Genomic DNA, 12,784 nt, shown 5'->3' on the forward strand with positions numbered 1-12,784 from the left:
ATTTAAAATTTATATCCTATTGATACTCTGAAGTTTCTTGGAGCTTCTGCCTGGTAATAGTAACCACCTTTTTGCGTACCATCTGCCATCGTGAAATTGATACTGCTTCCGCTGTATAAATATCTGTCGAAAAGATTGAATACATTAAGACTTACTCTAAACTTCGTGTTTTCCCAGGAAAGACCGGCGTCGAACTTTACATAATCATTCATTTGTAAAGGAGCGTTGGTACTTCCCCAGTTCCAGCTGCTTCTTCCTCCCAGATAGGTTCCTCCAAAGCTCAATCCAAAACCTTCCAGATCACCTTGTGTGAATGTGTAATTTAACCATCCGTTTGCAGTATGCTTTGCATATCCCGGAACTTTCATTCCTACAGGATTATTTGCAGGATCATTGGATTCCGTTATTTTATTTTCAGTAAATGCATAATTGAAGATGGCATTAAACCCTCTGGTAATCTCTCCTTTTAAATCAAATTCAATTCCCTGAACTCTTGTTTTACCCAATAGGATAGAATAGGGTTCACCCGGGCTGTTCGTAGGATCATTAACGGTAGCATTGTTTTTAATAATGTTATAGGCTGATAATGTTGTATTCCATTTCCCACCGAACCAGTCTTTTTTCAACCCAACTTCCATATTGTTACCGGTAATCGGTTTTGCGGTATCTCCATTTCTAAAAATTGCAGACTGAGGAACAAATGCCTGATCGTATAATGCATAAGCAGACATATTCTCATTGAGAGAGTAACTTAATCCTACACGCGGAGTAATTCTGTTTGCCTCCATTTTTGTTCCGTAATTGTTTTCTTTTACGTTGGTATAACGGGCAGCAACAGTTAATCTTAACGCATCATCTAAGAATCCTAACTCATCCTGAAGGTAAAGACCTGTATAGTTTTGCTCGATAGTTCCGTATGGTGTCGCTCTTTCTAAAAGAGATTTTCCGTCTGTATTAAAATGAGGATAATTAGCCGCAGGTTGAAAAGAAGTTGCATTCAGGTTAAAAGGGTTTGCTGCCGTATCTAAAGGACCGCTTTTGCTCCAGTCAGCAAGATACTTTTTAGAACCCAGGTCAAGACCCGCTAAGATTTTGTGGGAAACAGACCCGGTTTTTACATAACCATTTAAAAATGCCTGTCCAAACTTCATAACATTACTCGCTTCCCAGAAATTAAGATTTCTGATGAATTGAGTGTCAGAAATGAAAGTTCCCGGCCAGATATCACTACCCATTGTGTATTCATTCACATAGGATAGCTGTGTTGTTAACTTCCAGTTGTCATTGAATTTATGCTGTAAATTTACATTCACCGTATTGTTCGTCACTTTTGTAGGGTCAATACCCGGGTCGGTAACGGTGTATTCTACCGGCTTGGTACCGTATCCTGCAAAGCTGTACACATACGCAGAACCTACTTCAGACATTTTTGCTCTTTGGTAGATGTATTCTGCCGTTAAAGTTGTGTTATCAGAAAGTTTTACTTTCAAGGAAGGATTGATAATGTATCGGTCATTGAATTCATAATCTCTGAAGCTGTTTTTGTTTTGAGCCATTAAATTCAGCCTGAAAGCTACTTTATCAGTAATTTTAGTATCGATATCCGCTTCACCTCTGTACATGTTGAAACTTCCAAGGGTTACTCTTGCGCTTCCGTTTAATGCATTTCCGGTAGGTTTTTTTGTTACAATATTGTAAATACCACTCGGTTCACCGTTAGACATTAAGAATCCTGAAGGTCCTTTGATGAATTCAATATGGTCTACAAAACTCATATCTTCACTTAAAGGTCCCCAGTTGGATGTTACATTCACTCCATTCATGAAAGCGGCAGCTCTGGATCCTCTCATGTTTACTCTCGTATACATATCGCCCCAATGCTCTAATCTTTGTGCTCCGGCAACGTTTCTTAAAACACCGTCACTCAATGTAGTAACTTGCTGATCTTCCAGTGCTCTTCCTGTAATGATGGAAATGTTCTGAGGAATTTTGATAAGTTCTTCATCCAGGCGCAGAGAAGAAGAACCCTGTTTTTCTACATATTTCTTATAATATTTACCATTGACAATAACTTCTTCAATATCATTAGATTTAATAGTGTCTTTTTGCTGAGCAAAGGTCAGAACAGAACCCAACAGGGAGGCACAGATCAGTACGTTTTTCATGAAAGCTAAATTTTCTGCAAATATATTGTTTTTAATTATTCTAAATAAATTATAAGATTGATATTTATCATAAAAATACTATATGCCGAATAACAAAAAACCGCTTCAAGCGTATTGAAGCGGTTTTGTTGAATTATTAACTAGTTCTTTTTATGCAGGAATTTCTCCTTTATATAAGAATGATATTATTTCTTTGTTCATTTTGTCTACCATTTCACTGAATAAGTGGAAAGATTCCTGTTTGTAAATGACAAGCGGATCTTTCTGCTCATAAACAGCTCCCTGTGAAGATTTTCTCAAATCATCCATTTCACGAAGGTGAAGCTTCCAGTTTTCATCAATGATAGAAAGGGTAATATTCTTTTCAAAATCATTGATTAAGCTTTCGCAATGTGTTTCATAAGCTTGCTGCAGATCGGTAACAATAGTCAATGTTTTATGTCCATCGGTGAAAGGAACCTGGATCATCTTAAACATAGAACCTTGATTTTGGAATACATTCTCAATAATAGGGAATGATTTTTCCTTCAATAAGTTCAGTTTCATCTGATAATCTTCCTGTGCTGCTTTGAAAAGGATATTTGTAAGATCCGGAATCTGCTTATTGCTGAAATCACTTTCAGAAATAGGAGAAGCCATCGTGAAGTTTTTGATTACCTCGAATTCAAAATCCTTAAAGCTGCCATTGGCTTTACCTTTAGCCACAATAGAGTTGGAAACATCAAAGATCATATTCGTGATATCATACTTTAAATGATCTCCGAATAAAGCATTCTTTCTTCTTTTATAGATGACATCACGCTGCTTGTTCATTACATCATCATACTCAAGAAGTCTCTTTCTGATTCCGAAGTTGTTTTCCTCTACTTTTTTCTGAGCTCTTTCAATAGACTTGCTGATCATAGAGTGCTGAATAACTTCACCCTCTTTGTGACCCATTCTGTCCATCATTTTAGCAATTCTTTCAGAACCGAATAAACGCATCAGGTTATCTTCCAGAGATACATAGAACTGTGAACTTCCAGGATCTCCCTGACGTCCCGCTCTACCTCTAAGCTGTCTGTCAACACGTCTTGAATCGTGTCTTTCAGTACCAATGATCGCTAAACCGCCTGCTTCTTTTACTTCTTTAGAAAGCTTGATATCCGTACCACGACCCGCCATGTTGGTAGCAATCGTTACTACTCCCGGCTGTCCTGCTCCAGCTACAATTTCTGCTTCCTTCTTGTGAAGTTTCGCGTTCAATACCTGGTGTGGAATCTTTCTTAACTGAAGTGCTTTTGACAATAACTGAGAAATCTCAACTGAAGTTGTTCCTACAAGAACCGGTCTTCTGGCTGCGGTTAACTTCTCGATTTCTTCAATAACAGCGTTATATTTTTCTCTGTTAGTTTTGAAAACTAAATCTTGTTTGTCGTGTCTTAAAATATTACGGTTGGTAGGAATTACCACTACATCTAATTTATAGATTTCCCAAAGCTCTCCGGCTTCAGTTTCAGCAGTACCCGTCATCCCCGCAAGCTTGTTGTACATACGGAAGTAGTTCTGAAGCGTTACCGTTGCAAAAGTCTGTGTTGCCGCTTCAATTTTCACATTTTCTTTTGCTTCAATGGCTTGATGCAGACCGTCAGAATAACGACGTCCTTCCATGATACGTCCCGTTTGCTCATCAACGATTTTTACTTCACCGTCAATTACCACATACTCATCATCTTTTTCAAATAGAGTATAGGCTTTCAGCAATTGGCTTAAGGTGTGGATACGTTCAGATTTTTCAGCAAAATCAGAAAATAATTTCTCTTTCTGCTCAAACTCTTCTTCTTTCGTTAAGTTTTTAGCTTCAAGTTCAGCAATTTCGCTTCCGATGTCCTGAAGAACAAAGAAATTGTTATCTTCATTACCCTGAGACATATATTCAACTCCCTTATCCGTTAGATCAACCTGATTGTTTTTCTCTTCGATCACAAAGTAAAGATCTTTGTCAACGATTGGCATATCACGGTTGTTATCCTGCATGTACTGAGCTTCTACCTTCTGAAGTAACGCTCTGTTTCCGCTTTCGGATAAAAACTTGATTAATTGTCTGTTTTTTGGAAGACCTCTGTACGCCTGAAGTAATTTGAATCCACCTTCTTTGGTATTTCCGGCAGCAATTAATTTCTTAGCTTCATTAAAGATCGTAGAAACAGTTTTTTTCTGAACTTCAACAATTCTGTCGATAGAAGGTTTAAGAACATCGAAGTCCTGTCTGTCTCCCTGTGGAACCGGACCGGAAATAATCAATGGTGTTCTTGCATCATCTACTAAAACAGAGTCAACTTCATCCACAATGGCAAAGTTTAATTCTCTTTGTACCAATTCTGAAGGGGATGTCACCATATTATCTCTCAGATAATCGAACCCGAATTCGTTATTCGTTCCGTAAGTGATATCTGAATTGTATGCTTTTCTTCTTCCGTCTGAGTTTGGCTGGTGATTATCGATACAGTCAATAGACATTCCGTGGAACTGGTACAATGGTCCCATCCATGCGGAGTCTCTTTTAGCAAGGTAGTCATTCACGGTTACTACGTGAACCCCTCTTTCAGGAAGTGAATTTAAATAAATTGGTAATGTTCCTACCAAAGTTTTACCTTCACCGGTTGCCATTTCGGCAATTTTACCGCTGTGAAGAATAACCCCTCCGATAAACTGAACATCATAATGGACCATATCCCAAACCACAGGAGTTCCGGCAGCGTCCCAAGAGCTTTTCCAAACAGCTTGATCTCCCTGAATTTCAACGAAATCTTTAGTCGCAGCAAGTTGTCTGTCCCAGTCAGTGGCAGTCACACGGATTTCTCCGTTCTGAGCCCATCTTCTTGCAGTTTCCTTTATTAAAGCGAAAGCTTCAGGAAGAATCTGGCCAAGTGCTTTTTCTTCAATTTCGTATGATTCTTTTTTCAGAGATTCAATTTTTGAGAAAAGAGCTTCTTTTTCGTCAACATTTGTTGACGTTTTGATCTGCTCTTTTATCTGTTCTATCTGAGCTGTTATTTTACTGGTTGCAGATTTTATATTCTCTTTAAACTCAGCAGTTTTTTCTCTTAAACCATCATCAGATAATTTCTCGATGTTTGGTTCAACAGCTTTGATTTTTGTTACAACTTTTTTTACTTCTTTTAGGTCCTGCGCTTTTTTGTCTCCCAAAAACCCTTTAAGAACTTTGTTTAAAAAACTCATAAATTTTTTGCTTTATGCCTAAAGTGATATACTTTAAGCGTTGTAAATAATACGCTTATTGCGCAAAATGATATTTAAAAAGGCAATTAAGCTTTAAGTGTTCACCTAAAGCTTAATTGTCTTTAAAATTAATATTCGTCTTCGTTCCAAAGATAATCTTCATCCGTTGGATAGTCGCTCCAGATCTCATCAATTGCATCATAAACTTCTCCTTCATCTTCGATTGCCTGAAGGTTTTCTACCACTTCCATGGGTGCACCAGTTCTGATTGCGTAGTCAATAAGCTCTGCTTTTGTCATTGGCCAAGGGGCGTCACTTAAATAGGAGGCTAATTCTAATGTCCAGTACATAATTTTCTAATTTTTTTGCAAAAGTATAAAAATAGGTTATATTATAAGCTTTTTTATACCTGATTTTCAATTCTTTTTATTAATTTTTGTTCATTGCCCGTCGTAGACTGTATTACAGCAGTGTCAGCAACTTGCTCGATGTCATTTTCTCAAAAACCATTCCACAAATTTTTTTATGCCATTTTGGAAGTCTGTGTCTGGTTTGTAGCCAATTAAAGTCTTCGCTTTTGTTATATCTGCATTGGTTTTCAGGACATCCCCGGGTTGCATTGGCAGAATTTTTCTCATGGCAGATTTTCCAAGATGCTTTTCGATTGTAGAAACCATTTCAGACAAAGTGATTACTTGGTTTTCCCCCAGATTGAGGATTTCGTATACCTTGGAATTATTTTCCAAATAGCTGATAGACTTAATGATTCCATCGATAATATCGTCAATATACGTATAGTCTCTTGCCGTATTTCCATCTCCGTAGAAAGGAATTTCATTACCTTCTGAGATCAGCTTTGTAAACTTATGGATTGCCAGATCAGGTCGTTGTCTCGGTCCGTAAACTGTGAAAAACCTTAGCTGAATCATATCAATATGGTACAATTCATGATAAACATGTCCTAAAATCTCACCGCATTTTTTCGTGGCTGCGTAAGGAGAGATCGGATTGTCTACATTATCAGTCTCTAAAAAAGGAGTTTTTTCATTGTTTCCATACACGCTTGAAGAAGACGCACAAATGAATTTTCGAATACCAAAGTCCTTGCACAGTTCCCAAAGGTTCATAGTTCCCCGTATATTAACTTCCTGATATTCCAGCGGTCTTTCAATAGAAGGGCGTACGCCAGCAAGGGCAGCCAGGTGAATCACCAAATCAATTGAATGGTTCCTGAAAATATCTTCCAGTCCTTTTTTATCACGGATATCCTGATCATAACAAATATATTGATCTGACCGTGAAAGTGAAATTAGATGCCGGATATCGGTCTCTTTGTCAGAAAATTCAAAATCCGAAATTGTATCAATAGAAGCTAAAGTATTTTTAATTTTTATTTGATATGGGTAGAAATCATCAAAATTGTCAACGTTTATGACAGAATGTCCATTTCTTAATAATTGTCCTATGAGATGAGAACCAATAAATCCGCTTCCTCCGGTTACAAGATATATCATTTGTGATTTTTTATTAGGCAAAAATATAAATTTACTTTTTGAAAATATAATCATTAAATTTACTTAAAAAAGTAATAAGTATTATGCAGTTTCAAGGGCAAATTTTAAAGATGACGAGTTATGATGCACAACCCATCCAATATTATCTTACTCTCTCGGGCGATCTGATTCATATGAACGAATTGTTTGGGAAGGAATTAACGATAAAACATGTAGGTTTTCAGTGTGTACATTGTGGAGAAAATAAGCCCGTTTACAGAATGGGATTTTGTAAAAATTGCTTTTTTGAAAGCCCCTATGCAAGTGATACCATCATCCGTCCGGAGCTTTCCACGGCTCATTTAGGAGTAGCAGAGCGTGATCTGGAGATCGAAAAAGCTATTCAGCTTCAGCCTCATACGGTATATCTGGCGTATACAGGAGATGTAAAAGTTGGCGTTACAAGAAATACACAGATTCCAACCCGATGGATTGATCAGGGCGCTACTTTCGCCCTTCCGATTGCAAGAACTGAAAACCGATACGAAGCCGGAATGATAGAAGTTGCTTTAAAAGACCATTTACCCGATAAAACAAATTGGAGAAAAATGCTTCAGGATGATTTTGAAGGTGAAATTGACCTGGCAGATTTTCAGCAAAAAATAAAAGAATATTTTCCTGAAGACTTCCAGAAGTTCTACAGCGAAGGAGAAAACCTGTGGAAATTTGATTATCCTTTTGAGAAACCTGAAAAAATAAATTCTTTTACATTAGACAAGAAACCGGAATTTACAGGAGTTCTTGTAGGAATTAAAGGACAGTATTTAAGCTTTGAAGGCGGAAACTTTATGAATGTAAGAGGGCATGAGGGATATGTAATTGAGTTAAGTGTAAAAAATTAACCCTATATTTAAGATTGTTAAAAAAGAAATCTTAAACATGAGAAAATGGGTTAAAAAAATGCTGATTGGTTTCGGAGTACTGCTGATAATCATTCTTGCAGTAAATTTTGGCGTAAATTTTTGGCTTAGAACCCAGCTTCCGAATTATATTAAAGACAATACCAATTATAAGGTTTCTTACAAAAAGCTGGACGTAGATCTTGGAACCGGAAATATTCTGGCAACAGGAATTACCGTAAACGGCAAAGATCCTCAAAATAATGAAGTTATAGGGCTTCAGGGAACAATAGATACGCTAAAAATCAGTCGGTTTGGTATTTTTGATGCCATTTTTAATAAACAGATCAGCTCTTCAGATGTATTGTTGGGAAGCCCAAATCTGAATGTAATATTAGCCAAGCCGATTGATAAAAAGACTGAAAAGAAAAAAAATCCTGTTTCATTTGAAAATATCAGGATCCACAACGGAAGTATTACTATTTTCAAACATACTAAGCAAAAATTTCTCTCAGTACAGAAACTGGATTTATTTGTTGAAAATCTACAGATGGCGGAAGAATCTGTGAAAAATAAGCTTCCGGTTGTCTTTGACCGGTATGAGATCAAAGGGAAAAATTTATTTTTTCGCCCAAACAATATGTATGCGCTGACAATTAATACGATTAATACCTCCAATGGACAGGTATCCGTCGAAAATTTTAAAGTCACTTCACTGCTTACATTCAATGAGTTTAAAAGATTTTACCCTAAAAAAAGGAAATTATTTGAGTTTGCTGCTCAGAAAATGAATTTTAAAGATATTGTATTGAAAAACAACATAATATCTCTTTCTGATGCAAATTTTCAAAATCCTGTTCTTACCATTTCCAATACTGGAGTGTTATCCAAAAAAGAAAAAAAGGAACTCAATTTCGAGCTTAATTTAGAGAATGTAAAATTCACCAATGGAACGGTTGAAATCAATAAGCCTGATGGAAGCAAGTTGGTTTCTGGCAGGAATATCCATGCCAGTTTATCTCATCTGCAGCTGAGTAAAGAATCTTCAGAGCAGGTGATTCCTATTAATTATAAAGATTTTACCTTTTCCGGAAAAGATGTTTATTTTTCGGATGGGCAGAATGTGACAGCCGAAAGCATTGCACTGAATTCTAAAAGCGGCGAGATCAGAAATCTGTCAGTCAGTCCGGGATCTTCAATTACGGCAACTACTGCTGTTACCCTAAAATCGAATCATATTGCCTTTAATATTAATAAATTTGGGTTTATTGACAGGAAGCTCAACCTGGATATTAAAGACGTCCTTGTTGAAAATGCAAACGGAAATATTAAAACAGGAGAAAATAAACCTAATAAAAAGCCAGGATCAGGCGGTATACAATCAGTTATTGTAAGAAAATTAAGCCTTAGAAACTCTAATGTTATCTATGATAAGGGAAGTCAGCCGCTTGCTTTTAATGATTTAAATGCAGTGGTCAATATGATTGAAATTGGTCCTAAAAATAATAATCAGGGGCTTGATGTTAAGGTGAAAGATTATTTTCTGACGACAAAGAATTTTTCCTATAAAACAAAGTTCTACCTGATGAGTGTGGGGCTTTTAAAACTGAATAAAAATAAAATTCAGGTTAATAATTTTGCTATGAAACCTCTCGTTTCGAGAGCCCAGTTTATCAAAATGATTCCGGTGGAAAGAGATTTGTATGACCTGAAGGCTGGCCAAATTACGGCTGAGGGCAATTGGGATCTGTTTTCCAATAATAAATCGATCAATGCTTCAAATGTGCTGATCCAATCTGCCGATGCCAATATTTTCAGAAGTAAGATTCCCGAAGATGATCCTAAAATAAAGCCGTTATATTCCAAACTCTTGCGGTCGATAAAAATCCCGATGTATATCAATAATCTTGATTTGAAGAATTCTATTTTGGTTTATGAAGAAGATACTCCTCAAAGTGCAGGACCCGGAAAGCTGACGTTTGGAAACTTCAATATGAATGTCAAAAATCTGAATTCTGCTAAAACAAAAGGAAAACCTACCCGTGTAGATATTAAAATTAACTGTTCGTTTATGAACCTGGCTCCGCTGTCTGTGAACTGGAATTTTGACGTTGCCAATCAAAACGATGTCTTTACAATTGCGGGCAGGGCAGCAAATCTTCCTGCCAGTGGAATCAATCCTTTTATCAGGCCATACCTGCATGTTACAGCGACTTCCGGAACCATTCAGGAAATGCTTTTTAATTTTAAAGGAAATCCTGCGGGACTTAATGGGACTTTCAATTTAAAACATAAAGATTTGAAAATTGCAGTTTTAAATAAAAATAATCAGGAGAAAAAAGGGATTTTAACAGCTGTTGCGAATCTACTGCTGAAATCAGACTCAGGAAGTTTGCCGGAAGCCGTTGACGTAGAAGGCGTGGAAAGAGATCCTACCAAATCATTCTTTAATCTATTCTGGAAAGGAATAGAGCAAGGGTTAAAGAAAACCCTGATCGGCCGGAATGTTGATAAAACCGAGAAAAAGGTAAAAAAGGCAGTTTCTTCCGTGAAAGAAATGAAGCAATCTGTAAAAGAAATAAAGCAGGAAATAAAAAAACCGACAAACAATAAGGATAATACCACACCTCAGGAAGAGAAGAAAGAGAAAAAAGGTTTTTTAAAGAATATTTTTAAGAAAAAAGATAAACCCGAAACAGCATAGTTTCGGGTTTAATATTTCGTTTTTAAATGATATTTTTATGTCATTCAAAAAAGTTGGTTTAGAAATTAAATTCATCGCTTTCCAAAATCGGAATATCTCTTAAAAATTCGTCAAATTTTTCACCGGGATAGTTGCTGTCTGCACCATAAGAATCAATGATCATTCCCCGATTTCCTGCGTCATCTTTTAAAACGTATAAAACTGCATTATCATCAGGGTTACTGTCTCCCTCAAAACGGTATGTTTTTAAAATGGTTAAATCGAAGGGGTTGTAATTTTGTTCAGAATTATCCAGCTTCATATCTCCATTTTCATTCATCCTGAATTCTCTGTGTATTCCCCTTTGGGCCAGTGTATTCATGACTTGGCTTAAAGTTGTCATTTTATCGTCGTTTTCTTGGCTTTCCATAATAATATTTTCATTAGTTCTTACAATAATCAAACCATTTTTCGCCGAATTCGCTAAAAAGCAGTATTCTGTTTTTCGTGAAAATAAAGGCTAATGTTAACAAAATTTATAATTGACATGAATAAAATAGGTATGCTTTTTGCAATAGACAAACTATTAAATCGGACAGAATATGAAAAAAGAAGTTGGCGTTTTACTGGCTGGAGGTGTTGGTCTTTTGGCAGTATTAAGTTTTATAGGGATTAAAAAAATATTGACTAAAAAAGATAAAAAATATAGTGATAGTTACTCAGACTATCACAGACACTTTGATGATAAAAACCTTGATGACGAATATCATGGAGTAGAATTTTACGCCCTGAAATAAAAGAAGTAGTAAAAGAATATATTTAATCATGTTTAAGATCCAACACTTATTTTTAAGTGCTGGATTTTTTTTGTGGAAAACTTAATGTTAAAATTCATTTTTTTATGAACATTCCCTTTTAATTTTACATCATAATGCAGAACGAAAATATCATAAAAGGTCAGGGAGCGCAGCGAAATGTCATCAACCGTTTCGATAAGTATACTTTTGAGCCTGAGGATGATGATTTCGAATTGGAGAAGACTTCTTTTACGGAAGTGTTCCCGAAAACGATTGTGAACCAGGTAAAGAGTGAAGATCTTCCGATGGAATATTCCATGAATCCTTATCAGGGCTGTGAACATGGCTGCACCTATTGTTTTGCCAGGCCCACTCATGAATATTGGGGATACAGTGCCGGGGTTGATTTCGAAAGAAAAATTATGGTGAAGAAAAATGCTCCGGAATTATTGGAGAAGTTTTTTCAGAAGCGAGGGTATCAGCCTGCACCTATTTTGCTTTCAGGAAACACAGACTGCTATCAACCTGCAGAAAGGAAGTTTGAAATTACCAGAAAACTTCTGCAAGTCTGTCTTGATTACAGACATCCTGTCAATGTTCTGACAAAAAATGCTTTGGTATTAAGGGATCTTGATATTTTAAAACCGCTGGCGGAACAGAATCTTGTTTCAGTTTCTCTAAGCATTCCAACGATGAATGAAGAGGTACGACATACCATGGAACCCAGAACCAGTACTGCCAGGAATAAGCTAAAAGCAATTGAGATTCTTTCCGAAAATAAAATTCCCGTTCATGTAATGGTAGCGCCAGTTATTCCCGGACTTACCAGTGATGAATCTCTGAATATTTTAAAAGCAGTTTCCGATGCCGGAGCCTTAGGTTTCGGATATACATTAGTGCGGTTAAATGACACGGTAGAACCTGTCTTTGTCAACTGGATTGAAGCACATTTTCCAGACAGGGCTCAGAAAGTTTTAAATCTTATCCGATCCATGCGGGGCGGAAAGCTGGGTGAAAAGCGATATTTTGAACGGTATAAAGGAGAGGGAAATATTGCAGAAATGATTCATACCACTTTTAAAATCGGGAGGAAGAAGTTTTTTGATGGTAAGGAATTTCCAAAACTGACAACAGCTAACTTCACAGGAGCGAAAGATCAGCAATTAAGATTGTTTGATTGATCTTATTCCTTTATTGTAAACACCCATCATATGGATTTCATGATCCAATTCAAATCTGTGGAAATTTGTGAAAATCTATGGTTAGATAACCAAAATATTTATCAAAAACAAAAAACCGCTCCCTGGGGAACGGTTTTATTATAAGGTGCAGATATTTCTACATAGAATCATCCGGACATGTAAATTTATCGCTGCATGTAGCACAGATGATTACACCATTGCAGTAATAATTACAAAATTCAGGTTCCGGAAGTTTAATTCCTCCTGCTCCAGCAATACTTTTTAATTGGCTTTTGTTTAGTTTTTTTAAATTTTTCATACTAGTTTAATTAAAAATTTGATAC

At 36.4% G+C, this 12,784-nt stretch carries 10 protein-coding genes; 4 read left to right on the forward strand and 6 right to left on the reverse strand.

What is annotated here, in order from left to right; genetic code table 11:
• Window positions 1-2: 2 nt before the first annotated feature.
• From IW15_RS02835 to IW15_RS02850, 4 genes are all read right to left on the reverse strand, one after another.
• On the reverse strand, window positions 3-2,165 hold the full coding sequence (locus IW15_RS02835; protein WP_051881715.1) for a TonB-dependent siderophore receptor: 2,163 nt from the start codon (window positions 2,163-2,165) through the stop codon (window positions 3-5).
• A gap of 150 nt (window positions 2,166-2,315) precedes the next feature.
• Window positions 2,316-5,387, reverse strand: coding sequence for a preprotein translocase subunit SecA (gene secA, locus IW15_RS02840; RefSeq protein WP_034709133.1), 3,072 nt, complete (start codon window positions 5,385-5,387; stop codon window positions 2,316-2,318).
• Between the two features lie 128 nt (window positions 5,388-5,515).
• Entirely contained in the window at window positions 5,516-5,737 is a 222-nt protein-coding gene (locus IW15_RS02845; RefSeq protein WP_034709134.1) for a DUF2795 domain-containing protein, read from the reverse strand.
• Between the two features lie 141 nt (window positions 5,738-5,878).
• Window positions 5,879-6,901: a GDP-mannose 4,6-dehydratase gene (locus IW15_RS02850; RefSeq protein WP_034709135.1), complete on the reverse strand. Its 1,023-nt coding sequence runs from the start codon at window positions 6,899-6,901 to the stop codon at window positions 5,879-5,881.
• Between the two features lie 83 nt (window positions 6,902-6,984).
• Between IW15_RS02850 and IW15_RS02855 the strand changes: the two genes are divergently transcribed.
• Window positions 6,985-7,782: a DUF2797 domain-containing protein gene (locus IW15_RS02855; RefSeq protein ID WP_034709137.1), complete on the forward strand. Its 798-nt coding sequence runs from the start codon at window positions 6,985-6,987 to the stop codon at window positions 7,780-7,782.
• Window positions 7,783-7,819: 37 nt separating this feature from the next.
• A complete protein-coding gene (locus IW15_RS02860) occupies window positions 7,820-10,483 on the forward strand; it encodes an AsmA family protein (protein WP_034709138.1) in 2,664 nt (887 codons plus the stop codon).
• Window positions 10,484-10,541: 58 nt separating this feature from the next.
• Here IW15_RS02860 and IW15_RS02865 read toward each other — a convergent pair whose 3' ends face one another.
• Complete coding sequence (locus IW15_RS02865) at window positions 10,542-10,892, reverse strand: hypothetical protein (protein ID WP_034709827.1); 351 nt, start codon at window positions 10,890-10,892, stop codon at window positions 10,542-10,544.
• Between the two features lie 172 nt (window positions 10,893-11,064).
• Between IW15_RS02865 and IW15_RS02870 the strand changes: the two genes are divergently transcribed.
• Both IW15_RS02870 and IW15_RS02875 read left to right on the forward strand, forming a co-directional pair.
• Complete coding sequence (locus IW15_RS02870; RefSeq protein WP_034709141.1) at window positions 11,065-11,259, forward strand: hypothetical protein; 195 nt, start codon at window positions 11,065-11,067, stop codon at window positions 11,257-11,259.
• Window positions 11,260-11,393: 134 nt separating this feature from the next.
• Window positions 11,394-12,440, forward strand: a complete 1,047-nt coding sequence (locus tag IW15_RS02875) for a PA0069 family radical SAM protein (protein ID WP_034709143.1) — start codon at window positions 11,394-11,396, stop codon at window positions 12,438-12,440.
• A gap of 157 nt (window positions 12,441-12,597) precedes the next feature.
• Here the strand turns inward: IW15_RS02875 and IW15_RS22685 are convergent, their stop codons facing one another.
• Entirely contained in the window at window positions 12,598-12,759 is a 162-nt protein-coding gene (locus IW15_RS22685) for a bacteriocin-like protein (RefSeq protein WP_165585155.1), read from the reverse strand.
• Window positions 12,760-12,784 lie beyond the last annotated feature (25 nt).

Origin of the sequence: Chryseobacterium soli (assembly GCF_000737705.1) — a bacterium.
Taxonomy (GTDB): Bacteria; Bacteroidota; Bacteroidia; order Flavobacteriales; family Weeksellaceae; genus Chryseobacterium; species Chryseobacterium soli.